The sequence below is a fragment of the Rugamonas fusca genome (assembly GCF_014042365.1).
Classification (GTDB): Bacteria; Pseudomonadota; Gammaproteobacteria; order Burkholderiales; family Burkholderiaceae_D; genus Rugamonas; species Rugamonas fusca.
In genome coordinates, this window is sequence record NZ_JACEZS010000039.1 from 1 (window position 1) to 23894 (window position 23894).

20 protein-coding genes are annotated in these 23894 nt (G+C 64.8%); 3 read left to right on the forward strand and 17 right to left on the reverse strand.

The genetic code is table 11. The features are described 5' to 3' along the window. Positions 1–273: 273 nt before the first annotated feature. The 5 genes from msrQ to H3H36_RS25430 form a co-directional block, all read right to left on the reverse strand. Positions 274–939 carry a protein-methionine-sulfoxide reductase heme-binding subunit MsrQ gene (gene msrQ / locus H3H36_RS25410; RefSeq protein WP_182220844.1) on the reverse strand — a complete coding sequence of 222 codons (666 nt, stop codon included), beginning with the start codon at positions 937–939 and terminating at the stop codon, positions 274–276. A 1-nt stretch (position 940) separates the two neighbouring features. Next, on the reverse strand, positions 941–1918 hold the full coding sequence (msrP, locus tag H3H36_RS25415) for a protein-methionine-sulfoxide reductase catalytic subunit MsrP (protein ID WP_182220845.1): 978 nt from the start codon (positions 1916–1918) through the stop codon (positions 941–943). A gap of 92 nt (positions 1919–2010) precedes the next feature. Continuing rightward, positions 2011–3168: a c-type cytochrome biogenesis protein CcsB gene (ccsB, locus tag H3H36_RS25420; RefSeq protein WP_182220846.1), complete on the reverse strand. Its 1158-nt coding sequence runs from the start codon at positions 3166–3168 to the stop codon at positions 2011–2013. Positions 3169–3194: 26 nt separating this feature from the next. Next, a complete protein-coding gene (locus H3H36_RS25425) occupies positions 3195–5276 on the reverse strand; it encodes a cytochrome c biogenesis protein ResB (protein ID WP_182220847.1) in 2082 nt (693 codons plus the stop codon). A gap of 144 nt (positions 5277–5420) precedes the next feature. Then, the gene (locus tag H3H36_RS25430; RefSeq protein WP_182220848.1) at positions 5421–6101 is read right to left on the reverse strand and encodes a c-type cytochrome; all 681 of its coding nucleotides are present in this window, start codon (positions 6099–6101) and stop codon (positions 5421–5423) included. 168 nt (positions 6102–6269) lie between these two features. On the opposite strand from H3H36_RS25430, the gene yihA reads away from it, so the two are divergent. Both yihA and hemB read left to right on the forward strand, forming a co-directional pair. Then, positions 6270–7025 carry a ribosome biogenesis GTP-binding protein YihA/YsxC gene (gene yihA / locus H3H36_RS25435; RefSeq protein WP_182220849.1) on the forward strand — a complete coding sequence of 252 codons (756 nt, stop codon included), beginning with the start codon at positions 6270–6272 and terminating at the stop codon, positions 7023–7025. 24 nt (positions 7026–7049) lie between these two features. Further along, complete coding sequence (gene hemB, locus H3H36_RS25440) at positions 7050–8066, forward strand: porphobilinogen synthase (RefSeq protein ID WP_182220850.1); 1017 nt, start codon at positions 7050–7052, stop codon at positions 8064–8066. Between the two features lie 112 nt (positions 8067–8178). Here hemB and H3H36_RS25445 read toward each other — a convergent pair whose 3' ends face one another. The 6 genes from H3H36_RS25445 to H3H36_RS25470 all read right to left on the reverse strand — a co-directional run bounded on the left by H3H36_RS25445 (position 8179) and on the right by H3H36_RS25470 (position 17725). Then, positions 8179–9051 (reverse strand): hypothetical protein, encoded by an 873-nt coding sequence (locus H3H36_RS25445; protein WP_229220105.1) that lies wholly within the window; start codon positions 9049–9051, stop codon positions 8179–8181. A 212-nt stretch (positions 9052–9263) separates the two neighbouring features. Then, positions 9264–11174, reverse strand: coding sequence for an FAD/NAD(P)-binding protein (locus H3H36_RS25450; protein ID WP_182220851.1), 1911 nt, complete (start codon positions 11172–11174; stop codon positions 9264–9266). A gap of 74 nt (positions 11175–11248) precedes the next feature. Continuing rightward, positions 11249–14380, reverse strand: a complete 3132-nt coding sequence (locus H3H36_RS25455; RefSeq protein ID WP_182220852.1) for an efflux RND transporter permease subunit — start codon at positions 14378–14380, stop codon at positions 11249–11251. Further along, positions 14377–15546 (reverse strand): efflux RND transporter periplasmic adaptor subunit, encoded by a 1170-nt coding sequence (locus tag H3H36_RS25460; RefSeq protein WP_182220853.1) that lies wholly within the window; start codon positions 15544–15546, stop codon positions 14377–14379. Before H3H36_RS25460 ends, H3H36_RS25455 begins: the two co-directional genes overlap by 4 nt. Positions 15547–15638: 92 nt before the next feature. Further along, the gene (locus H3H36_RS25465) at positions 15639–17000 is read right to left on the reverse strand and encodes an ATP-binding protein (RefSeq protein ID WP_182220854.1); all 1362 of its coding nucleotides are present in this window, start codon (positions 16998–17000) and stop codon (positions 15639–15641) included. Then, a complete protein-coding gene (locus H3H36_RS25470) occupies positions 16997–17725 on the reverse strand; it encodes a response regulator (RefSeq protein ID WP_182220855.1) in 729 nt (242 codons plus the stop codon). Before H3H36_RS25470 ends, H3H36_RS25465 begins: the two co-directional genes overlap by 4 nt. 197 nt (positions 17726–17922) lie before the next feature. Here H3H36_RS25470 and H3H36_RS25475 point away from each other — a divergent pair, with 197 nt between their 5' ends. Continuing rightward, positions 17923–18396 (forward strand): Spy/CpxP family protein refolding chaperone, encoded by a 474-nt coding sequence (locus H3H36_RS25475; protein ID WP_182220856.1) that lies wholly within the window; start codon positions 17923–17925, stop codon positions 18394–18396. Positions 18397–18433: 37 nt separating this feature from the next. On the opposite strand, the gene dsbD is transcribed toward H3H36_RS25475, so the two are convergent. The 6 genes from dsbD to rpsM all read right to left on the reverse strand — a co-directional run bounded on the left by dsbD (position 18434) and on the right by rpsM (position 23893). Then, positions 18434–20368 carry a protein-disulfide reductase DsbD gene (dsbD, locus tag H3H36_RS25480; protein ID WP_182220857.1) on the reverse strand — a complete coding sequence of 645 codons (1935 nt, stop codon included), beginning with the start codon at positions 20366–20368 and terminating at the stop codon, positions 18434–18436. A 146-nt stretch (positions 20369–20514) separates the two neighbouring features. Beyond that, a complete protein-coding gene (gene rplQ, locus H3H36_RS25485) occupies positions 20515–20910 on the reverse strand; it encodes a 50S ribosomal protein L17 (RefSeq protein WP_182151361.1) in 396 nt (131 codons plus the stop codon). Between the two features lie 239 nt (positions 20911–21149). After that, entirely contained in the window at positions 21150–22127 is a 978-nt protein-coding gene (locus H3H36_RS25490) for a DNA-directed RNA polymerase subunit alpha (protein ID WP_072786829.1), read from the reverse strand. Between the two features lie 103 nt (positions 22128–22230). Continuing rightward, positions 22231–22854, reverse strand: a complete 624-nt coding sequence (gene rpsD / locus H3H36_RS25495) for a 30S ribosomal protein S4 (RefSeq protein ID WP_161040888.1) — start codon at positions 22852–22854, stop codon at positions 22231–22233. 254 nt (positions 22855–23108) lie between these two features. Then, positions 23109–23513 (reverse strand): 30S ribosomal protein S11, encoded by a 405-nt coding sequence (gene rpsK / locus H3H36_RS25500; RefSeq protein ID WP_008444339.1) that lies wholly within the window; start codon positions 23511–23513, stop codon positions 23109–23111. 14 nt (positions 23514–23527) lie between these two features. Further along, positions 23528–23893, reverse strand: coding sequence for a 30S ribosomal protein S13 (gene rpsM, locus H3H36_RS25505; RefSeq protein ID WP_008444337.1), 366 nt, complete (start codon positions 23891–23893; stop codon positions 23528–23530). Position 23894: the final 1 nt, after the last annotated feature.

The following is a 23894-nucleotide window of genomic DNA, read 5'->3' on the forward strand; positions in this document are numbered from 1 at the left end:
TACGCGCCTTGGGACGGCAGCTATGCCGAGTACTGTGGTCCATGCTGCACGGTCAACGCGAGTATCGCTTACCTGGCTTCGAACCAAAAAGCATTTGAAAATCCGGGCGGGATGTTCAGGTCCGGCATCGCGCCACCAATTGGCCGATTGCCGGACCTGACCCCGCAGCCTGCAAATCCGATGATAGACCCCGCAGCCTGCTGGAATCGGTCATCAAGTAATCATCAAGTAGCATCACCGCGGGCCGCCACCGTCGCGGCGGCCCGCCCTTCCCTATCCCCGCGCTGAGCCGGTCCGGGCCGTTGGCATGCTGCACGAACATGCCTGCTGCGCGCGCATCTGCCGTTGGCGCCACACCAGCCGCACCCCCAGCAACACTGCCACGATCACGCCGAAGATGATGGGCTGCGTGAAGTTGTGCTTGCCCGCCTTCATCCACCAGAAGTGCAAAATACCCAGCGGCGCCACCACGTACACGAGCCGGTGCAACCACTGCCAGCGCTTGCCACCGAGGCGGCGCACCATGGCGTTGGTGCTGGTCACGGCCAGCGGCACCAGCAGCACGAAGGCCGCGAAGCCGACCGTGATGAAGGGCCGCTTGAGCACATCCTTCCACATTGCCTGCACGTCGAAGAAGTGATCGAACCACAGGAAGGTGGTGAAGTGCAGCGCCGCGTAGAAGAACACGTACAGCCCCAGCATGCGGCGCAGCTTGATCAGCCAGTTCCACTTGCTCAGCTTGCGCAGCGGCGTGACGGCCAGCGTGATGCACAGGAAATACAGGGTCCAGTCGCCCGTGCCGCGCGTGATGAATTCCAGCGGTTCGACCAGTTGCCCGGTCACGCTCAGGTAGACCATGCGCACGAAGGGAACCAGCGCCAGCGCGAAGATGGCGCCCTTGATCCAGCCGAGCTGGCGGGGGTTGGGATGAAAGTCCATGTCAGAAATACTTTTTCAGGTCCATGCCCGTGTACAGCGAGGCGACGTCGTTATAGCCGTTGAACATCAGCGTCTTGCGCTTGCGGGTGAAGAAGCTGTCCTCGCCGATGCGGCGCTCGCTGGCCTGCGACCAGCGCGGGTGGTCCACTTCCGGGTTCACGTTGGAATAGAAGCCGTATTCCTGCGGCGCGGCCACGTTCCACGCCGTGCGCGGCTGGTCCTTGACGAAACGGATGCGCACGATGGACTTGGCCGACTTGAACCCGTACTTCCACGGCACCACGATGCGCACCGGGGCGCCATTCTGGTTCGGCAGGGTCTCGCCGTACATGCCCAGGGTCAGCAGCGCCAGCGGATGGCGCGCCTCGTCCAGCCGCAAGCCTTCCACGTAGGGCCATTCCAGCACGCGGCTGCCCACGCCGGGCATCTGCTTCTTGTCGGCCAGCGAGGTGAATTCCACGTACCTGGCGTTGCCGGTCGGCTCCACCCGCTTGATGATTTCGGAGAACGAATAGCCCATCCACGGGATCACCATCGACCACCCTTCCACGCAGCGCAGCCGGTACAGGCGCTCCTCGACAGGCGCCAGCTTGAGCAGCGCATCGAGGTCCAGCGTGAGCGGCTTCTTCACTTCGCCGTCGATGGTGACGGTCCAGGGGCGTGGCTTCAGCGTGTGGGCGTACTGGGCCGGGTCGGATTTATCGGTGCCAAATTCGTAGAAGTTGTTGTAGCTGGTGGCGTCCTTGTAGGCCGTGGGCTTGTCCATGGCCGAATAAGCGGGATTGCGCGCGCCGGCCAGCCTGGGGTTGACGCCCTGGGCGAACGCTGCGCGGCTGGCCAGTTCCAGCAAGGCGGCGCTGCCGAGGGTGCCGGCCGCCAGCTGCTTCATGAAATGACGGCGCGACTCGAACACGGCGCGCGGCGTGATTTCGGAGGGGAACGGCACATCGAGGCCGTTGGGGGAACGTTTGATCAGCATGGCGACTCCAGAAAGGTGCGGGTTTGAGGCTTGGTCTGTCCACCAACCGCAAACCTTACACCATTCCGTCGTCAGCCGTACTTAGGCCGGGCTTAGAGCTTGCCGTAGGAGTGCAAACCGGACAGGAACATATTCACCCCCAGGAAGGCGAAAGTGGTGACGATCAGGCCCGTCAGCGCCCACCAGGCGGCGGCGCGACCGCGCAGGCCCGTCATCAGGCGCATGTGCAGCCAGGCCGCGTAGTTGAGCCAGACGATCAGGGCCCAGGTTTCCTTCGGGTCCCACGACCAGTAGCCGCCCCAAGCCTCGGCCGCCCACAGCGCGCCCAGGATGGTGGCGATGGTGAAGAAGGCGAAGCCGGCCGAGATGGCCTTGTACATCACGTCGTCCAGCACTTCCAGCGACGGCAACCGGTCCACCAGCTTGCCCGAGCTCTTGAGCAGGTAGGCGGCCGCCACCATGGCCGCCAGCGCGAAGTTGCCGTAACCGATGAAGTTGGCCGGCACGTGGATCTTCATCCACCAGCTTTGCAGGGCCGGCACCAGCGGCTGGATGTCGGAGGCGTCGCGGCTCACCGTGTACCACAGCAGGAAACCGATGGCGGCCGAGATCACCAGCAGCACGAAGGCGCCCATCTGGCGCGTCGCGTAGCGCTGCTCGAAGTACAGGTAGAACATGGCCGTGATCAGCGAGAACAGGATGAACACTTCATACAGGTTGGACACGGGAATGTGGCCCACGTCGGTGCCGATCAGGTAGGACTCGTACCAGCGCACCATCAAGCCCGTCAGTCCCAGCACGACGGCGGTCCAGCACAGCTTGGAGCCGATGGTGGCGCCCGTGGCCGAGCGCGTCGCCAGGCCGATGCCGTAGAACAGGGTGGACAGGAAGAACATCACGCTCATCCACAGGATGGCGGACTGGCTCGACAGCATATTTCGCAGCAGGAACTTCTTGGTGCCCATGTCCAGTTCGCCGCCGTACAGCGAAATGGCCCACAGCGCCAGCAAGGCCACCAGCGGCATCAGCCAGCGCACCGGCTTCCAGTGCCAGCCCAGCGCCGCGAACGTGGGCGCGGCGGCCAGCAGGATGCCTTTTTCATACACGTCCATGTAATTGCCGAAGCGGTTCAGCGCGTACAGGGCGGCGGCCAGCAGACCGGCCGCGAACAGCCAGTCAAGCAGGCCCAGGCGCTTAAAATAGCCAGGCGCCTGGGTATAGGTGGTGGTGGGGCTTTGCGACAATTCCATCTTCAATCTCCAGCTTTTTTGACAGCTTACGCCGATTGCGGCAGTTTTTCTTTCAGACTCGTGAATTCGTGCTCGAAATCGAGCGTCTTGCGCTGGGTGCTCATGGCCATGATGGCATCCGTGCCGCCGCCCGCCTCCTTGATCCAGACCCAGACCCGGCGTTCGCGGATGTAGAACATGGCGAACACGCCCAGCACCAGCAGCAAACAACCAGCATACACGACCACCTTGCCCGGCGAGCGCGTGACCTGGAACACGGACGCCTTCACTTCCGTGAAGTCATCGAGTTGCAAATAGACAGGCGCACCATAGAAGAAACTGTCGGACAGGGCGTTGGTGGCCAGTTGCAGGAAGCGGCCATGGGCTTCGTCAGCCGGGGCCGGCGCCACGCCATCCTGGGCGCGGGCCGCCTGCCACAAATCCCACAGCGCGCCGTTGAGAATCTTCATGAAGATGTCGGCTGCCTTTTCCTGCTCGGCCTGGGGCACTTTTTCCAGGAAACGGGAAATGGCGACGAAGCCGGCTTGCTTGTCGTCGCCGGCGAAAATGGCCATGCTGCGCTCGGCGGACTGCTGCAACTGGGCCCGCAACGCGTCGCTGCCATTGGGCATGGCGTGCTGGGCATAGTGCTGGGCCGCTTGTGCGCGCAGGGCCGGGTTGTGGATGGCGGCCCGCAGCCGCATCCACTCCGTCACGCTGTGGGCGTCGTCGGCCGGGATGCGCAGGTAGCTGAACGGATCGCCGGGATTGACGCGCATGCCGGCCAGGAACACGGTGGCGCCATCGACCGTCACCGGCTGCATGTAGTTCTGGTATTCACGGGCCTGGCCCGTCTTGTCGCGCAGCTTGTACTGCACGCTCGGCCCGACGTTCTTCAAGTCCTTGTTGTTGGCATTCTTGGCGGCCGAACCGAGGTGCTTGTTCAGGTCCACGGCGAACTGTTCGTTGAAGCTCTGGCCCTTGGTGACGGCGCGCGTGTCGTTGCTGGCCAGGTTTTCCACGTTGAACGGGCGGAAACCCGACCATTCGACCGTGTAGGCGTCGCCCATGGCCGTGCTGCCGCCCACTTCGCCGTTGATCTTGAAGGTTTGCTGGCTGCCGCCGGCCATCGGGTAGCCCGTCAGTTGCAGCTTGCTGCCGCCATCCTCGAAGCTGGACTGGTACACGGCCAGGCCCTTGTAGATCAGCGGCTTGTTCACTTCGATGGTGGCGGGGAAGGTCTGGCCGGAGTCATGGTCGCGGATCACCACGTCGCTGGCGAACAGCTTGGGCATGCCCGTCGTGTAGAACTCGATGTGGAATTTCTTGAGCTGGATGGTGAACGGCAAGTCCTGGATCAGCACGCCGTCGGCGCGCGGGATGATGGCCGCGTCGCTGGCCGATCCTTCGGGGATCATGGTGTTGCCACGGAAGGTGGGGTTGCCCAGGCCGAGGCGGTGCTGCTTGGGAATCTCGGCGATCACGCCATTGCCGGCGAACGGGGTCTTGCCCAGGAACCATTCCTGCAGCCGGATCGGCATGTCCGAGTCGAGCAGGCCGCCGATGCAGATGATGACGATGGCCGAGTGGGCGAAGATGTAGCCGAACTTGTTGGCCGCGCCCTTCTTGGCCGTCACCAGCGTGGCGCCATCCTTTTCCACGGCCTTGCTGCGGTAGCCGGCGTCGTGCAGGCGGTTCATGGTCTGCTGGGCCAGCGCGTGGCGCGCCAGCGGCGTTTGCCACTGGTGCTTGTGGTGGAAGTTGTGCAGCGATTGCTCGCGCACGTGCTCGCGCCAGCTGCGCATGTCGCGCAGCATCTTGGGCGTATTGCGCACGATGCACAGCGAGGTGGACACGACCAGGAAACCCATGATGGTGAGGAACCACCAGGCCGAATAGACCGAGTACAGGCTGAGCTTGTCGAACACGTCGAACCAGAACGGGCCGAACTGGTTCACATAGTTGGGCATCGGTTCGTTCTGCTTCATCACCGTGCCGATCATGGCGGCGATGGCGATCAGGGTCAGCAACGCGATGGCGAAGCGCATCGACGAGATCAGCTCGACGACTTCGGCCACCACGGGGCGGCGGGTTTTCAGGGTGATACCGGTGGTGCTCGGGCTACTCATGCGCGTCAGTCAAAAAGGGAGGAGCGGGATCGGAAGCAGGCAGCATACCAACAAAAAGGGCAGCCCGCTTACGCTGCCGCCCTTTTTTCACTTCCTGGTCCGCCGCCGCACCGGAGGCGGTGCAGCTGGGAGGACAACAATCGATTATTTCAAGCCAGCGATGTAATCGGCCACGGCCTTCATTTCGTCAGCCGACATGCGCTTGGCGATGGTGCTCATCTGCGGGCTGTTCTTGCGGGCGTCCGTGCGGAACAGGTCCAGCTGGGCGACCGTGTAGTCCTGGTGCTGGCCGCCGATGCGCGGGTATTGCACCGGCACGCCGGCGCCACCGGCGCCGTGGCAGCTGGCGCAGGCGGGCACGTTCTTCTCGGCGATACCGCCGCGATAGATTTTCTTGCCCAGGTCCACCGTGTCCTTGTTCTTGGCGGCGCCAGGCTTCTGGGTCTGGGCGGCCAGGTAGGCGGCCACGTTTTTCTTGTCCTCTTCCGTCATGGCCTTGGCGTAGGTCGACATGATGGCCTGCACGCGCGCGGGGCTGGCGAAATCGTTCAGTTGCTTGACGATGTAGCCTGCATGCTGGCCAGCCAGTTTCGGGTTGACGGTGATGGTCGAATTGCCAGCCTCGCCGTGGCAGGACACGCAAGCGGGGATGCTGCGCGTGGCGTCGCCTTCCGTGAACAGCTTGGCGCCTTTGGCTGGATCAGCCTTGACCACCGCGGGTTCGGCGGCGGCCGGCTTTTTCTCTTCGGCAGCCGATGCGGTGGCCGACACAGCCAGCAGAGCGACGATCAAGGATTTTGCAAATGGTGAAAACGCACGATTCATTCAGACACCCTGAGACTAGTCAATAAATTGGTGGTAAACGTTGCCGTCGATATCCTGCCGCACTTCCCCAACCTAGCACGAAATATGCTTGGCAACAATTCGTAACCCCTTATTGTACAATAGCTTTCTCACGCTTTTGCCCCCCTTGTTGCAATTTCTACCTATCCCATGTCAATACTCTGGCAAGCTCGCTTCTTCACGACCGTCAACCAATTGCGCGACCTGCCCCATACCACGGTGCCGGAAATCGCTTTCGCGGGACGCTCCAACGCCGGTAAATCGACCGCCATCAACATTCTGTGCAACCAGAAGGGCTTGGCGTTCGCGTCCAAGACCCCGGGCCGCACCCAGCACATCAATTTCTTCTCGATCGGCGGCGCCCACGTGGCCCAGCACCGGAAAGACCCCACCATCGTCGACGAGATCCGCTGCCTGCTGGTGGACTTGCCCGGTTATGGCTATGCGGAAGTGTCGGGCTCGGCCAAGCTGCACTGGCAACGCCTGCTGGGCGACTATGTGCAACGGCGCGAACAGCTGGCGGCCCTGATCCTGATCATGGACGCGCGCCGCCCGTTCACCGAGCTCGACATCCAGATGCTGGAATGGTTCGCCCCCACGGGCAAGCCCATCCATTGCATCCTGACCAAGGTTGACAAGCTCAACCGCAACGAATCCGTCAACGTGCTGCGCCAGGCCAAGGCCAAGCTCGACAGCTACGTGGACGAGGACGGCGAAGGCTTCCCCTTCACCGTGCAACTGTTCTCCGCGCTCAAGCGCATCGGCATCGAAGAAGCCAACGACAAGATCATCGAACTGGCCGGGCTGACGGCAGACGAAGCCGCCGCCCAGACGGCCGTGATCGAAACGCCCGACGATGACGCGCCCGATGTCGATGGCGGCGATGCCGGCAGTGCCCAACCCTAACCTGTAGAAAGTGGATTGCTCACGATGCACACGCCTCACGTTACCGCCCAGTTTCCCGCCATCCGCATGCGCCGCATGCGCCGCGCCCCGTTCTCGCGCGCCCTGATGCGCGAGAACACCGTCACCGCCTCCGACCTGATCTACCCCGTGTTCATCCTGGACGGCGTCAACCAGCGCGAGCCGGTGGCGTCCATGCCGGGCGTGGAGCGGGTGTCGGTGGATCTGCTGCTCAAGGTGGCCGAGGAATGCGTCGCGCTGGGCATCCCCGTGCTGGCCCTGTTCCCCGTGATCGACAGCGCCCTGAAAACCCCGGACGGGATGGAAGCGACCAATCCGGACGGCCTGGTGCCGCGCGCCGTGCGCGCCCTCAAGCAAGCGTTCCCGGAACTGGGCATCCTGACCGACGTGGCGCTGGACCCGTACACCAGCCACGGCCAGGACGGCCTGATCGACGACAACGGCTACGTGATCAACGACGCCACCACCGCCATGCTGGTGCGCCAGGCACTGGCCCAGGCCGAGGCGGGCGTGGACGTGGTGGCGCCGTCGGACATGATGGATGGCCGCATCGGCGCCATCCGCGCCGCGCTGGAAGAGAACGGTTACATCCACACCCGCATCATGGCCTACTCGGCCAAGTACGCCTCGGCCTTCTACGGCCCGTTCCGCGACGCCGTCGGTTCGGCCAAGAACCTGGGCAAGAGCGACAAGAACACCTACCAGATGGACCCGGCCAACAGCGACGAGGCATTGCGCGAAGTGGGCCTGGATCTGGCCGAAGGGGCCGACATGGTCATGGTCAAGCCCGGCATGCCTTACCTGGACGTGGTGCGCCGTGTGAAGGATGAATTCAAGGTACCGACCTTCGCCTACCAGGTCAGCGGCGAATACGCGATGCTGAAGGCGGCCGCCCAGAACGGCTGGCTGGACCACGACAAGGTGATGATGGAAGCGATGATGTCGTTCAAGCGCGCTGGCGCCGACGGCGTGCTGACCTACTTCGCGCTGGACGTGGCGCGCCTGCTCAAGGCCCGCGCCTAAGTCCCATCGAAAAACCGGGGTCAGGTCCGGCATCGTGCCACCAATTTGGCACGTTGCCGGACCTGACCCCGCTTCTTGCGCTTCTTTGCCCGTGCGTCTCGCCCCCGCTTAGCTACCGGCCGCGCCGGTATTCGGGGAACATTTCCTTCAACAAGAACGCCGTCAGTTCCGGCTCGTCCTGCTTGCGGGCGCTCATCACGATGACCTTGCCCAGCCGCTGCGATTCCCAAGGGAAGTCGCCCGGGTGGTCCTTGCGGATAATTTCAATCATCTTCTTCACGATCGCCGTTTCCAGGTCCGGCCAGTCGCCCACTTCCACGTGGACCTGCTGGGTCCAGTTGCGGCGGAAATTCGTGTTCCAGCCCCGGAACTTGACCTCGGCGCCGTGGTAGGTGCGGTCGGCGATCGAGAACAAGCCACCCGTGTCATCCCGGTCACGGCCGTTCGAGCGGCCCTGGGCGCCGGCGATGTTGGCCTTGGCGATGCGCATGGCGCGGTCGTTGTCGCTTTCGGGCGCCGGTTCGGCCGGCTGCGGGTTCTCGGCCGCGCGCTGGGCACGGCGCTTGGCGATCAGTTCCGACATATCCTGCTCGGGCGGCGGCTGCATGGGTGCCACCACGGGCGGCACATAGGTTTCCAGCTTGGGCCGGGCGGCGGCCGGCGGCGTGATGGTGGCGACGGCGCGCCTGGGCTGCGGCTGCGGCTTGACCTTGGCCAGCTCCGTCTTTTTCTGCGGCTTGTTGGGCTTGTCGGGTTTATTCGGCAACGGTGCGATATACACCATTTCCCCGCCCCCGCGCGGCGGCGTGCGGTGGAATGGCTCACTGGGCTTGAGGAAATAGTACAGCACGGCCACCAGGTGCAGGCCGATCGAGATGGCGATGCCGATCCGGTCCGACATGCGCTTGCGCCGGCCATAGCCATAGCCGTCGCGGGCAGGCAGGCGCTGGCCGCAGCTGTGGCAATACTCGGAATCTGCTGACATCGTGTGCGTATCGTCGTGCAAGAGCAAACCTTCGTGGAGCGTGATCGTCAAAATGCGGTCATAGTGCCAGAGTCCCGCCATTTTTGGAACCGCGCCGCCAGGCCGGCGCCGCCCCGCGCCGGGGTGGAGGGGGCGCGCAGGTGGGCCAGCCTGAGTTCCGGTAGCTTACCGGAGCTTGGTCTTGATGAATGTTACGGTATGTATCAACACCGCTACATGGTGACGCGCGGCTCGGCCGGCTGGGAGGAAAGATCAGCGCCGGCCTCGGAGCGGCGGCGCGGCGCGCGCCGTGGCGCGTCGGGGATCTGGGCAAACATGGCGGAAACACAACGGTCAGCGTCGAGCACCTGGCGCGAGCGCAACATGGGGCGCGGCAACGCATGGGTGTAGTAGTGCGGCCCCTCGACGGGGAAACCGAGCGCCCAGATGTTGGCGGCCGGCTGGCCGCTGGCGTTGCGCGGGTGGCCATCGTGGTCGATGTCAATGCCGCCCGGGTGGAACACGCCGTTGTAATACGGCCGCACCATGCCGCGCCGCATCAGGTTCTGGGTGAACGGCGAATCGTCCGTTTCCGGGTAGAACGCGTCCAGCCGCGCCACCACCAGCACGTCGAACGGCTGGCGCTCCTGGCGGGTGCCGAAGCGGGTTTGCAGCACGAACGTCGATTCGTTCTCGTCGTTGCCGATCACGCCGTTGGGGCCGGAGGCGATCTGCACCACGCCCGCGTCCAGCAGCGCCAGCAACTCCTCGTTGCGGTGCCGCGGCGGCCCGAATGCAATGCGGTTGATGATGGGGTGGTAGACGTTAAGGAACTTGCGGTGCGAGGCCGGCGTGAGCCCGCCGAATTCCAGCGCCGCCTGCAGGCTGGCGCGCACGTCGCGCAGCACGTCGGTGGCCGCCTTGACGGGACTGTCCACGTTGCCCTTGTGGGCTTCGGCCAGGTCGTCCACCAGCCAGCGGCGGAAGTAGGCGCGGAATTCGTCGAGCGAGCCAAACTCGCGCCCCCGCAACGGGAACAGCAAGCCCTCGACGATGTCGGCCTCGGGCTGGCCCAGCACGTAGCTGGCCGGGTCGGGCGCGCGGCCATCCACGGTGGTGTGATAGACGTAGCCCATTTCCTGCTTGAGCAGGGGCAGCAGTTGCACATCGAAATCAAGCTGGCGGCTGCCGCGCTCGCGCTGGGCCTGGTGGCGCAGCGCTTCGATCGCTTCGGGCGTGAAGAACAGCGGCCGGTGGCGGCCATCGAGGCCCTTCTGGTTCAGGCCGCGCGCCGCATAGGGCAGGCACAGGCGCGAGCACAGCAGCAGCTTCGGCTCGCGTCCCGACTTTTCGTAGTGCAGGCCGCGCGCGTCGCGCACGAAGGCGCCGCCCCGCCCCACCGTCAGTTCCGCGATCACGTCGTGCGCGCTCAGGCCCAGGCCCTGGATGGCCACGCGCGCGTCGGTACTGATCCGCACCAGTTGCTCCAGCGGGTAGATGTGGCGGTAGTAGCCGAGCCGGCTGTTGTAGCGCGCATGGTCCTGGGCAAACTGGCGGCACCACGCGTCATGGTCGCTGAGCACGTTGTTGCCGTGGCCCGTGGCAAGGAACACGAAATCACTCAGGATGATGAAGCCGCTTTCCAGCTCGACCACGCAGCGCCCGTCGGGCTGCTGCCACAGGTCGTGCGCGCGCAGCCGGTGGTGGGTGAGCGTGACGCCGGCCGGCAGGCTGGTCACCAGTTGCTCGTAGCCCCAGGTCAGGTATTCGCCCAGCAGGCGGCGCGGCAGGTAGTCCAGCTCGCCGATCTCGGCCCCGGCCCCGGTCGCGCCGATGCGGTAATACTGCTCGCCCACGCGCCGGTAGCCCACGTCGCGCGCCCATTGCGTCAGCGAAGGCGCGGCGCACACGGGGCCGTCCTTGACCACGCCCGGCGCCGGAAACAGGGTGACCTGGCTGGCGATGGTGTTGATCAGCAAGTGCTGGGGCTGGCGCGCCGAGTGCACGCCCTGCCCGCATTCGCCCGGTTCGACCAGGACCAGGTCGATCAGCAGGTCGCGGCCCCGGATCATGGCCGCCAGCCGCTCCAGAACGCTGAGCCCGCGCGGCCCCATGCCGATGATGGTGACGGTGTATCGCTTCATCGCCCCTCCTTGCTGCAAGGAAAAAAGACCTTGCCTATGATACGGAGGGGTCCATCAGCGCGGCTTGTGGCCGCTCAATGCTTGATAGTATTGACAGCTTTTAATGCAACAGTGCTACCGATTGGCGGTTCGCCGGCCAGCACGTCGTCAGCCATGGGGCCGCTGCCGCTGTATTTGTCGAGGAACAGGTAGATCACGGGCGTGATGTAGAGCGTGATCACTTGCGAGAACACCAGACCACCCACCACGGCCAGGCCCAGCGGCTGGCGCAGTTCCGCGCCCGCGCCCAGGCCCAGCGCGATCGGCAAGGCGCCCATCAGGGCCGCCATGGTGGTCATCATGATGGGGCGGAAGCGCAGGATGCACGCTTCGCGGATGGCTGCGGCCGGCGTCATGCCCGCCTCCCGCTGCGCGTGCAGGGCGAAGTCGATCATCATGATGGCGTTCTTCTTGACGATGCCGATCAGCATCAGGATGCCGATGATGGCGATCATGGTCAGGTCCAGGTTGAACATGCGCAAGGTCAGCAGCGCGCCCACGGCGGCCGACGGCAGGCCGGCCAGGATGGTGAGCGGGTGGATGAAGCTTTCGTACAGCACGCCGAGCAGCACGTAGATCACGCCCAGCGCGGCCACGATCAGGATCACCTGGCTGCCTTGCGAGCTCTGGAACACGGCCGCGTCGCCGCCGTAGCTGGTGATGATGGAGGCCGGCAAGTTCATGGCCGCGCCCATCTTGTCGATCTTGGCCGTGGCCACGCCCAGCGGTACATTCGGCGCCAGGTTGAATGACAGCGTGATCGCCTGCAACTGGCCCTGGTGGTTGACGGCAGTGGGCCCCACCGTGCGCTCGACCGTGGCGAAGCTCGACAGCTGCACCAGCTGGCCGGCCTTGTTGCGCACCGAGATGCGGGTCAGCGCGTCGTCGAACTGGCGGTCTTCGTTGGCCGCTTCCAGGATCACGAAATAGCTGGCGGCCGACGAGTAAATGGTCGATACCTGGCGCTCGCCGAAGGCCAGGTAGAGCGCGGTGCGCACGTCGGCGATCTGCACGCCCAGGTTGTTGGCCTTGTCGCGGTCGATCTTGAGCGACGCTTGCAGGCCGCGGTTCTGGGCGTCGCTGGTGACGTCGCGGAAATCGTTGTCGGCGCGCATGCGGTCGAGGAACTTGGTGGCCCAGTCACCGAGCGCATCCGGGCTCACCGATTGCAGCGTGTACTGGTAGCGGCTCTTGCTGGGCCGGCCACCGAGCTGCAGGTTCTGGATCGGGCTCAGGTAGACGGCCACGCCGGGGATGGCGCGCGTGGCCTTGCGCAGGCTGTCCAGCACTTGCGGCATGTTGGCGCGCTGGTCGCGCGGCTTGAGCACGAGGAACATGCGGCCGCTGTTGCCGCCGCTGACGAAGGAGGTCACGTCCTGCACGTTGGGATCGGCCTTGATGACGTTGGCCACCTTTTCCTGCAAGGCCATCAGGGCCGACGACGAGATATCTTCCGCCGCTTCCGTCGTCACGCGGATCTGGCCCAGGTCTTCCTCGGGGAAAAAGCCCTTGGGGATGGTCACGTACAGCACCACCGTCAGCGCGAACGTACCCAGCGCGATCAACAGCACCACGGTGCGGTGCGCCAGCGCCACGTCCAGCGTGGCCGCGTAACCGTGGCGCAGGCGCGAGAAGCCGGCCTCGAACCAGCGGCCGATGAAGGTATCGTCGCCCTCGGCGTCGTGCGAATCGGCCGGCAGCAAACGGCTGGCCAGCATGGGCACCAGCGTCAGCGAGACGATGGCGGACACCAGGATAGACAGCGAGACAACGACGGCGAATTCATGGAACAGCAAGCCTATCGTGCCGGGCATGAAGAAGATGGGAATAAACACGGCCACCAGCGAAATGGAAATCGAGACGATGGTGAAGCCCATCTCGCGCGCCCCGATCAAGGCAGCCTGCAACGGTTTCTTGCCCAGTTCGATATGGCGCACGATGTTCTCCAGCACCACGATGGCGTCGTCCACCACCAGGCCCACGGCCAGCGTGATGCCGAGCAGCGACACGTTGTCCAGGCTGTAGCCAAACGCGTACAGCAAAGCCAGCGCACCGAGCAGCGAAATCGGCATGGTGATGGCGGGAATAAAGGTAGCGGCCGCGCGGCGCAGGAACAGGAAGATCACCAGCACCACCAGGCCCACGGTCAGCGCCAGCGTGATGTTGACGTCGTGGATGGCGTCGCGGATGGAGACGGAGCGGTCGTTGACGAGGTTGATCTTGATCGAGCTGGGCAACTGGGCCAGGAAGCGCGGCAGCAACTGGCGCACGCCATCGACCACCTGCACCGTGTTGGCGTTGGGCTGGCGCTGCACCAGCAGCACGATGGAGCGCTCGCCGTTGTAGCTGCCGGCCGTCTTGACGGACTGGTAGCTGTCCTCCACCGTGGCCACGTCCTTCAGGCGCACCGGCTGGCCATTGCGGGTGGCCACGATCAGCTCGGCGAACTCGGACGCCTTCATCAGCTGGGCGTTGCCCTGGATGGTGAGGGTCTGGCTGGGGCCGTCCAAAATGCCCAGCGGGCTGTTGGCGTTGGCGGCCTTAACGGCGGCCGCCAGTTCATCGAGCGTCAGGTTGCGCGCGTTGAGCTGGTCGGTGCGGGCGCGGATGCGCACGGCGAAACGCTTCTGGCCATTCACGCTGACCTGGGCCACGCCGGGCAAGGTGGACAGGCTGGGCGCGATCAGGTTTTCCGCGTAATCGTTCAGCTCAGACAGGCTCAGCGACGGCGACGTCATCGTCATGAACAGCACGGGCGCGTCGGCCGGGTTGACCTTGCGGTAGGACGGCAGTTCCGTCATTTCCTGCGGCAGCGAGCGCTGGGCCCGCAACAGGGCTGCCTGCACGTCCACGGCCGCCGCGTTGACGTCGATCGACGGGTCGAATTCCAGCGTGAGCGAAGTGGTGCCCAGCGTACTGGTGGAGGTGATCAGGTTCAGGCCGGCGATGGTGGAGAACTGCTTTTCCAGCGGCAATGCGACGGACGAGGCCATCGTGTCCGGACTGGCGCCGGGCAGGTCGGCGTTGACGTTGATGACGGGCGTGTTAAAGCTGGGCAGCGCCGCCACCGGGATGCTGGTGTAGGCCAGCACGCCCGCCAGGATCAGCGACAGCGACAGCAGCACCACCATCACGGGGCGGCGTATGCACAGTTCGGACAGGTTCATTCCGCCTTACCCTTTTCCGCCACGGGCGCGGCCTGGGCCGACGCGGTGTCGCGCCCGCCCGCCCCAACCGGCTTGACCTTACCGCCGGGCCGCAGGTTCTGCTTGCCTTCCACGATCACTTGCGCCTCGCCCGTCAGGCCGGAGACGACTGCGTCGGTACCGAACGCGTACAGGCGCTGGACGGGATTGGTCTTGGCCGTCTTGTCCGGCGCCACCGTGTAGACGAAGGTGCCGCGCGTGTTGCTGATGATCGCGTTTTGCGGCACCACCAGCGCGTCCTTGAGCGTGCGCACGGTCAGGCGGGCGTTCACGTACTGGCCCGGCCACAGCTGGGTGTCCACATTGGCGAAGCGGGCCTTCACGCGGATCACGCCGGCCAGGGGATCGACCGTGTTGTCGACGAAACTGAGCGCGCCAGCGAGCGTGGCACCGTTGGCGCCGGCCGTCACCTGCACCGGCACGCTGCCGGCGCGCTGGGCCGCCAGCACGTCGGCCAGGGCACTCTCGGGCAAGGTGAAGGCGACCGTGATCGGGTCGAGCTGGGTGATGCTGGTCAGCGACGTGTTCAGCTGCACCAGGCTGCCAGGGTAGACGTTGATGGCGCCCACCCGGCCCGCCATTGGCGCACGGATGGCCGTGTAGCTGGCGTCCACGCCGGCCGAACGGGCGGCGGCCGCATCGGCCTGCATCAGCGCGCGGGCCGCTTCGACCTGGCTCTTGAGCGTATCGACGGCGCCCTGGGCGATGAAGTTCTTGCTCAACAATTCCTGGCTGCGCTGGTACTGGCGCTGCAGGTCGGCCAGTGACGCCTGGTCGCGCGCCACCTGGGCTTGGGCCTTGTCCACGTTGGCGCGCGCGCTGCGGTCATCGAGCGTGAACATCAGCTCGCCCGCGCGCACGAACTGTCCCTCCTTGATGTGGACCTTGGCGATGGTGCTGGTCGTTTGCGGATGCAGGTCCACCGTGCTGATCGGGGTGACGGTGCCGTTGGCCTGCAAGATCACGGGCACGTCCTGGCGCCGCGGCGTGATCACGCTGACCGTGGTCGGGCCTTGCGCGCCGGACTTGGCCGGCGCCGGCGCACCGGCCGGGTGGGTGAAGTGCCAGACGCCATAGCCGGCCACGATGACCGCACCGGCCAGGAATGCGAGGGAGGATGTTTTCATGTTGGTCGAGAGTGTTGCCGCCAGGCATAAGCGAAGCATTGTCGCATATTCATTCATGGGGCGCCGGGGCGCCGCCACGGGGGATGGACGGCTCAGCGGCCGGCGTAGTATTCGGGCACGATCAGCGTCACTTCCAGCCCGCCTTGCGCATGGTTGGCCAACATCAGGCTGGCGCCGTGCTGCTCGGCGATGTTGCGGGCGATGGTCAGGCCCAGGCCGGTGCCACCGGACGCGCGCGAACGCGACGATTCGATGCGGTAGAACGGTTCGAACACGCGCGCCATCTGTTCCGGCGCGATGCCGGGGCCGCCGTCACGGATGCGGATACGGGCCGCGCCCACCATGCGCTCCACTGTCACGTGCGCGTACTGGCCATACTTGACGGCGTTGTCGAGCAGGTTGACCAGGCAGCGCCGGATCGCCAGCGGCCGGCCCATCAGCGCCATGGCGGCCTGGCCTTTCAGGTCGACCTGCTGGCCGCTGTCGGCCGCGTCCGAGCACACGCTGTCGAGCAGCGAATCGAGGTCCAGCGCCTGCATGGTTTCCGTCGTGTCCATGCTGCGCGCCAGGTCCAGCCCTTCCTTGACCATTTGCTGCATGGCCGACAGGTCGTCCACCAGCCGCTGCTGCAATTCCTCGTCGCGCACTTTTTCCAGCCGCAGGCGCAAGCGCGTCAGCGGCGTCTGCAAATCGTGGGTGATGGCGGCCAGCATTTCGGTGCGCTGGGAAATGTGCTGGCGGATGCGGGCCTGCATGGCGTTGAACGCGCCGGCCGCCTGGCGGATCTCGGACGCGCCGCTGATGGCCAGCGGCGGGCGGTTGATGTCGTTACCGAGGTCCTTGGCCGCCTGCGCCAGCTGCTTGAGCGGACGCATGGCCATGCGCGCCACGAAATACGCGAGCACGGCGATGCTGAGCAGGAAAGGCAGCAAGGTCAGCGGCTCGTTACGGCCGCCACCGGGCGGCGGGCGCGGCGGCAGCACGGACAGCTTCATCATGGCGCCGTCATGCATGCGCACCAGCATGGTTTCGCAGGTGCCGTGCCATTGCCGGGGGCCGAACATGGTGATGGGCTTGCGCGGCTGGTCGCATTCGGCCGGCCGTTCGGCCAGTGGGTGGAGCGTGAAGCCGGTGCCCAGCCGGTCCTGCAGGGCGTGCGTGAATTCCGTGGCCGGCAAGGCTTGGGCGGCGGCGATGGCCGCAGCGGCCGGTTCCAGCCGCACGCTGCCACGGCTGGCCACGCGCAGGTAGGTCGCGCGCGAGGCCGCGGGCACCACGTCGGCCGTCGTGATGAGCTGCTCGGCGCGCTCGAGCGCGTGGAAATCGCGGTAGCGTTCCAGCGTGCGCGTGCGTTCGGTCACGGCCAGCCATTGGGTCAGCGCGGCCGAGGCGATGATGCCCAGCAGCAGGACCAGGAACACGCGCCCGGTCATCGACCCGATGAAGGCTTTCACGCCTGCGGCTCCACGGCGACCTGGCCGGCCAGCACATAGCCGCCGTTGCGCACGGTCTTGATGATTTGCGGCAGCCGCGCGTCCTCGCCCAGCTTCTGGCGCAGGCGGCTGATCTGGATATCGATCGAGCGGTCGAACGGATCGGCGTCGCGGCCTTGCGTGAGGTTCAGCAGCTGGTCGCGGTTGAGCACGCGGTTCGGGTGTTCGAGGAATACCTTGAGCAAACGGTATTCGGCGCCCGACAGCATGATCACCAGGCCGTCCGGGTTGAGCAGGTGGCGCGCCGTCAGGTCCAGGGTCCAGCCGGAGAAGCGGATGCGCTCGGCCTTGTCGCTGCCGTGGCCGCTGGGCATGGCGTTACTGCGGCGCAGCACGCTGCGGATGCGGGCCAGCAACTCGCGCGGCTCGAACGGCTTGGGCAGGTAATCGTCGGCGCCCATTTCCAGCCCCAGGATGCGGTCCAGCGGCTCGTTGCGCGCCGTCAGCATGATGACGGGCAGGGTCGAATGGGCGCGCAGCTTGCGGCACAGCGTGAGGCCATCGTCGCCGGGCAAGTTCAGGTCCAGCACCACCAGGTCGGGCCGCGATTCGTCCAGCAGCTTCCACATGGCCGTGCCGTCGGCCGCGCCCAGCGTACGGTAACCGTTGGTTTCCAGGTAATCGGCCAGCAGGGTGCGGATGTCGCGATCGTCGTCAACGATCAGAATTGTCGAGATGGATTCCATGTGTTCATTATCGCCAGTTTGGCCGCGCCTGACCAAGGGCCATTTGTATCGGCTTGTAGTGCCCCCTTGCCAGGGAAACAGTTTGATACAAAAACCGGCAACGGGGAAACTTGGTCGAAACACGGGCCTGCCACCATATGCTGCATGAGACGAGCAACAACGCAGCGTCTTGCCACGACTTTGATAAAGGAACCACCATGAACACCGTACGCAAAAGCATCCTGATCGGCATGACCGTGCTGGGCCTGGCCGGCGCCAGCGCCGCCGCCCTGGCCGACGACACGGCCGGCCGCCACGGCTGGCAGGCCAACAGCGAGCAGCGCCAGGCCAGGATGGCCGACATGTTCGCCAAGCAGCAGGCCAAGCTGCACGACCAGCTCAAGCTGACGGCGGCCCAGGAACCGGCCTGGACGGCTTACCAGAATGCCATCAAACCTGCTGCGCCGGCCGAGCGCTTCGACCGCGCGGCCATCGCCAAAATGCCGGCGCCGGACCGCCTGGCCAAGATGATCGACCTGAGCAAGCAGCGTACGCTGACCATGGAAGGCCACCTGGGCGCGCTGAACACCTTCTACGGCCAGCTGACGACGGAACAGAAGGCCATCTTCGATGACCACGCGATGGGCGGCGCGCACGGCCCGCATCCCATGATGCGCCACCACCGCGAGTAAGTAGGCGAAACGCCCGGCGCAAGGCCGGGCGTTGACGTTATTGTGGCAGCCGCGACAGCGACTGCAGGAATTTCTCGGCGTCCTGGAAGCCGATCACGCGCGCATCGGCCAGCTCCTGGCCCTTGCCGTCGAACAGGATGATGCCCGGCGGGCCAAACAGGTGGAAGCGCTTGAGCATGGCCTTGTCGGCCTCGTCGTTGGCCGTCACGTCCACTTGCAGCAGCACCGTGTTGGCCAGCCGCGCACGCACGGCCGGCGCCACGAAGGTCAGCTTTTCCATTTCCTTGCAGGACACGCACCAGTCGGCGTAGAAGTCCAGCATGGCGCTCTTGCCGCCGGTCTGGGCCAGCACGGCATCGAGTTCCTCTACCGTCTTGACGCGCTTGAACGGCAGCGGCTGCACTGCGCCCTGCGCCTGCAGATGGGCCAGCGGTGCCAGCACATCGCGCCCGCCCGTGCTCACGCCCACCAGTTGCACCAGGCCCAGCGCGGCGAACACCAGGCCGGCGCTCTTGGACACCCAGTGTCCCATCTTGTTGCGCAGCAGGTAGACGCCGTAGCCGACCAGCAGCGCCGTCCAGCCCAGCATCTGCACGGCCGCCGGCAGCACGGGCGACACCAGCCACCACGCCATCGCCAGCAGCAGCACGCCGAAGAAGCGCTTGACGCCATCCATCCACAAGCCGGCCTTGGGCAACAGCGTGCCGGCCGACACGCCCACCAGCAGCAGCGGCACGCTCATGCCGACGGCCATCGCGAACAGGGCGCTGCCGCCGATGACGACGTCACGCGTCTGGCTGATGTAGACCAGCGCGCCAGCCAGCGGCGCGGCCACGCAGGGGCCGACGATCAGGGCCGAGATGGCGCCCATCACGAACACGCCAGCCAGCTTGCCGGCCGCCTGCCGGTGCGACATGGCGCTGAGCCGGGTTTGCAGCGCGGCCGGTACCTGCAGGTTGTAGTAGCCGAACATGGACAGCGACATGGCGGCCATCAGCAGCGCGAACGCGCCCAGCACCCACGGGTTCTGCAAGGCGGCAGCCAGGCCTTCGCCGATCAGGCCGGCGGCCACGCCCAGCGCCGTGTAGACAATGGCCATGCCCAGCGAATAGGTGGACGACAGCAGCAAGCCGCGCGCACGGCTGGCCTTGGCGCCCTCGCCCACGATAATGAACGACAGGATGGGCACCATGGGCAGCACGCACGGCGTGAATGCCAACCCCAGGCCCAGCAGCATGAACAGCGGCACGATGACGAGCAGCCTGCCGCCCTTGAGCGCCGCTTCCACATTGCCCGGCTGGGCCGGCGTGGCGGCGGTGACGGGTGCGCTGGCGGCCGGCGCCATCACCGTCGTTTCCGGCGTGGGTACGGCATTGACGGTGACGCCGGGCGATACCGGCGCCGATGGCACGGACGACTGGGTGGCCGGGGCCGACTGGCTGGCGCCGCCCGGTGGGGTCCCCTGCCCCAGTGCCAGCGCCGCCAGGCCCGGCGCGCCGCTGGCCGTCAGCGCGGCCTTGGCTTCCTGCGGGGCGTAGCATAAGCCCTTGTCGGAGCAACCCTGGCCGGTGGAGACCAGCGTGAAGCTGCCGCCGGCCTGGACCGGTATGGTGATGGTGACGCTGCCGCGGTAGGTTTCCACGTTCTTCTGGAACGTTTCGTCGAAGTGGATCTTGCCCGGCGGGATCGCCGGCGTGCCCAGCGTGGCGCCCTGGGCCGCGAACCTGAAGCGCTCGCGGTACATGTAGTAGCCGTCCGCGATCTGGTAGGTGACGGCCACCGTGTGGCTGTCGGCCATGCGGGCCGAGAAGCGGAAGGCGGCGTCCGGTTCCAGGTAGTCTTCATCGGCGCGGGCCGGCTGGCCGACGGCCAGCCACAGCAGCGCGAGCAGCGTCAGCACCCGGCGCAGGGCCGTGGCCGCGGTCGTAGCTGAATGTGCGGACAGGAAGGAAAAGGCGGCGAATCGTGGCATAGGAGACGAATGAAGGCGAATTGGGCTCAACGGGCAATAGTACACCGGCGCGCGCCTCGCCGTCTGAGCGCGGCCTTAAGATGGATGGCCGAAAAGCAAAAAAGCCAGGCAGAGCCTGGCTTTTCTGACATGACAACGACCGGCTATTACTCGGCGGTTGGCGCGTCTTCCACAGCGGTGACTTCTGGACGGTCCAGCAGCTCGACGTAAGCCATTGGCGCGTTGTCGCCAACGCGGAAGCCCATTTTCAGGATACGCAGGTAGCCGCCGTTACGGGCAGCGTAGCGTGGGCCCAGTTCGGCGAACAGCTTCACGACCATTTCGCGGTCGCGCAGGCGGGAGAACGCCAGACGCTTGTTGGCCAGGGTGTCGGTCTTGCCCAGGGTCAGGATAGGCTCGACAACGCGACGCAGTTCCTTGGCCTTTGGCAGGGTGGTCTTGATGGCTTCATGACGCAGCAGGGAAACGGTCATGTTGCGCAGCATGGCCAGACGGTGGGACGAGGTACGGTTCAGCTTACGGAGGCCGTGACGGTGACGCATGGTACTTCCTTTCGATGGTGTTTAAATCCGAGTTCTTCGATCGCTGCCGCCAGGGCGGAAGCGCGGACCGGTTCTAGTGGGTTAAACGCCCGGCGCGCCATGCGCCGGACGGGTACTACAAATCAGTTGGTAACAGGGCAGAACATCGCTGCGCGGTGTCCGGCACTGTCACCCAATCAAATCAGTTGGTAACAGGCCAGAACATCGCTGCGCGATGTCCTGGACTGTCACCCAATTTGTTATTTTTCCAGCCCAGCAGGCGGCCAGTTTTCCAGCTTCATGCCCAAGGTCAGGCCGCGCGAAGCGAGCACTTCCTTGATTTCGTTCAGCGACTTGCGGCCCAGGTTCGGCGTCTTCAGCAGTTCGTTTTCCGAACGCTGGATCAGGTCGCCGATGTAGTAGATGTTTTCCGCTTTCAGGCAGTTGGCCGAACGGACGGTCAGCTCCAGGTCGTCCACCGGACGCAGCAGGATAGGATCGACCAGCGGAGCACGCGATGGCGCTTCGGCAGCCGCTTCCGTGCCTTCCAGGGCAGCGAACACGTTCAACTGGTCGACCAGCACGCGAGCCGACTGGCGGATCGCTTCTTCCGGCGAAATCACGCCGTTGGTCTCGATGTTGATGATCAGCTTGTCCAGGTCGGTACGCTGTTCCACACGGGCCGATTCCACGAAGTACGACACGCGGCGCACGGGCGAGAACGACGCGTCCAGGATGATGCGGCCGATGGTCTTGTTGGTGTCTTCCGACAGGCGGCGCACGTTACCGGGCACATAGCCGCGGCCTTTTTCGACCTTGATCTGCATGTCCAGTTTACCGCCGGCCGTCAGGTGGGCGATCACGTGGTCCGGGTTGATCAGTTCCACATCGTGGGGCAGATCGATGTCCGAAGCCAGCACGGCGCCTTCGCCTTCCTTCTTCAGGGTCAGGGTGACGGAGTCACGGTTGTGGACTTTGAAGACCACGCCCTTCAGGTTCAGCAGCAGGTCGACCACGTCTTCTTGCACGCCGTCGAGCGACGAGTATTCGTGCACGACGCCGGCGATCGTCACCTCGGTGGGGGCGTAGCCGATCATCGACGACAGCAGCACGCGGCGCAGCGCGTTACCCAGGGTGTGGCCATAGCCGCGTTCGAACGGCTCCATCACGACTTTCGCGTGACCGGCGCCCAGCGCCTCGACATCGATAATACGTGGTTTCAACAAACTGTTTTGCATGAAATGTCCTTTTCAATACCCTCGGCTCGTTACGCCGATAAGGCTGATGGCATTAGTGAAAACGCCCACTCCGTAGAGTGGGCGGGATTACAACCGACTACGATTAACGCGAGTACAGTTCGACGATCAGCGATTCGTTGACGTCGTTGGCGATTTCGTTACGCTCTGGCAGGGACTTGAAGGTGCCTTCCATTTTCTTGGCGTCAACCGACACCCAGCTTGGCATACCGACTTGCTCAGCCAGCGACAGCGCTTCGATGATACGGGTCTGCTTCTTCGACTTTTCGCGCACGGCGATCACGTCGCCCACTTTCACGGAGTACGAAGCGATGTTCACGACTTGGCCGTTCACGGTGAAGGCTTTGTGCGATACCAGCTGACGCGCTTCAGCGCGGGTCGAGCCGAAGCCCATGCGGTAAGCGACGTTGTCCAGACGGGTTTCCAGCAGCTTCAGCAGGGTTTCGCCGGTGTTGCCCTTGCGGCGGTCGGCTTCGGCGAAGTAGCGGCGGAACTGACGCTCGAGGACGCCGTACATGCGCTTGACCTTCTGCTTTTCGCGCAGCTGGTTGCCGTAGTCCGAGGTGCGGGCACCCGATTTGACGCCGTGCTGGCCTGGCTTGACGTCCAGTTTGCACTTGCTGTCGAGCGAGCGGCGTGCGCTCTTGAGGAACAGGTCCGTACCTTCACGGCGGGACAGTTTTGCTTTTGGTCCGATATAACGTGCCACGATGCTTCCTTTTTTTAAATAATAACGCCCCAGCTACATGCTTGCATGCAGTTAGGCGCTAGTCTGGTCCGCGTTTGGCCAGACGGTGGCTGAAAACGAAAAACCCGCCGAAACCGGTTCGACAGGCGGCAATAGCCGGGCAGTATAACCGTTTCCGGTTCCCTGCTCCAGCGATTTTTTTGTGCTGCTTTGAAACGGGGTACGGCACCACAGAAGGCTGGCGGGCGGGCGAACCCGCCGCCGCCGACTGTGCTTTAGATACGACGACGCTTCGGAGGACGGCAGCCGTTGTGTGGCACTGGGGTCACGTCCTGGATCTCGGTGATCTTGATGCCCAGGTTGTTCAGTGCGCGCACTGCGGATTCGCGACCAGGACCTGGGCCCTTGATACGCACTTCCAGGTTCTTCACGCCGCATTCCACGGCGACTTTACCAGCTGCTTCAGCCGCAACCTGCGCTGCGAACGGGGTCGATTTACGCGACCCCTTGAAGCCAGCACCACCAGAGGTAGCCCACGACAGAGCGTTGCCCTGACGGTCGGTGATGGTGATGATGGTGTTGTTGAAGGAAGCGTGGACGTGCGCGATACCCTCGGCAACGTTCTTCTTGACCTTCTTACGAACGCGAGCTGCTGCTGCGCTGCTTTGTTGCTTAGCCATGTGATTTCCCTAGATTATTTCTTGAGCGATTGTGCGGCTTTGCGCGGGCCCTTGCGGGTACGTGCATTGGTGCGAGTACGCTGGCCGCGGACCGGCAGGCCCTTACGGTGACGCATACCACGGTAGCAACCCAGGTCCATCAAACGCTTGATGTTCATGGACAGTTCGCGACGCAGATCGCCTTCGACGATGAATTTTGCTACTTCATCGCGCAGCTTTTCCAGTTCGCTATCGTCCAGGTCTTTGACCTTCTTGTTGGTCGCGATGCCCGTTGCGGCGCAGATGAACTTTGCGCGCGGGCGGCCTACACCGTAGATGGCCGTCAGGCCGATAACGGTGTGCTGATGATTGGGGATATTAACCCCTGCAATACGTGCCATT

Excerpts from the sequence above, each read along its gene's own strand:
- H3H36_RS25470 (WP_182220855.1), bottom strand. The coding sequence starts at position 17,725 with ATGGAATCCATCTCGACAATTCTGATCGTTGACGACGATCGCGACATC.
- hemB (WP_182220850.1), top strand. The coding sequence starts at position 7,050 with ATGCACACGCCTCACGTTACCGCCCAGTTTCCCGCCATCCGCATGCGC.
- rpsK (WP_008444339.1), bottom strand. The coding sequence starts at position 23,513 with ATGGCTAAGCAACAAAGCAGCGCAGCAGCAGCTCGCGTTCGTAAGAAG.
- yihA (WP_182220849.1), top strand. The coding sequence starts at position 6,270 with ATGTCAATACTCTGGCAAGCTCGCTTCTTCACGACCGTCAACCAATTG.
- msrP (WP_182220845.1), bottom strand. The coding sequence starts at position 1,918 with ATGCTGATCAAACGTTCCCCCAACGGCCTCGATGTGCCGTTCCCCTCC.
- rpsM (WP_008444337.1), bottom strand. The coding sequence starts at position 23,893 with ATGGCACGTATTGCAGGGGTTAATATCCCCAATCATCAGCACACCGTT.
- rplQ (WP_182151361.1), bottom strand. The coding sequence starts at position 20,910 with ATGCGTCACCGTCACGGCCTCCGTAAGCTGAACCGTACCTCGTCCCAC.
- H3H36_RS25475 (WP_182220856.1), top strand. The coding sequence starts at position 17,923 with ATGAACACCGTACGCAAAAGCATCCTGATCGGCATGACCGTGCTGGGC.
- H3H36_RS25425 (WP_182220847.1), bottom strand. The coding sequence starts at position 5,276 with ATGAGTAGCCCGAGCACCACCGGTATCACCCTGAAAACCCGCCGCCCC.
- H3H36_RS25445 (WP_229220105.1), bottom strand. The coding sequence starts at position 9,051 with ATGTCAGCAGATTCCGAGTATTGCCACAGCTGCGGCCAGCGCCTGCCT.
- H3H36_RS25455 (WP_182220852.1), bottom strand. The coding sequence starts at position 14,380 with ATGAACCTGTCCGAACTGTGCATACGCCGCCCCGTGATGGTGGTGCTG.
- H3H36_RS25490 (WP_072786829.1), bottom strand. The coding sequence starts at position 22,127 with ATGCAAAACAGTTTGTTGAAACCACGTATTATCGATGTCGAGGCGCTG.
- ccsB (WP_182220846.1), bottom strand. The coding sequence starts at position 3,168 with ATGGAATTGTCGCAAAGCCCCACCACCACCTATACCCAGGCGCCTGGC.
- H3H36_RS25460 (WP_182220853.1), bottom strand. The coding sequence starts at position 15,546 with ATGAAAACATCCTCCCTCGCATTCCTGGCCGGTGCGGTCATCGTGGCC.
- H3H36_RS25450 (WP_182220851.1), bottom strand. The coding sequence starts at position 11,174 with ATGAAGCGATACACCGTCACCATCATCGGCATGGGGCCGCGCGGGCTC.
- msrQ (WP_182220844.1), bottom strand. The coding sequence starts at position 939 with ATGGACTTTCATCCCAACCCCCGCCAGCTCGGCTGGATCAAGGGCGCC.
- dsbD (WP_182220857.1), bottom strand. The coding sequence starts at position 20,368 with ATGCCACGATTCGCCGCCTTTTCCTTCCTGTCCGCACATTCAGCTACG.
- H3H36_RS25430 (WP_182220848.1), bottom strand. The coding sequence starts at position 6,101 with ATGAATCGTGCGTTTTCACCATTTGCAAAATCCTTGATCGTCGCTCTG.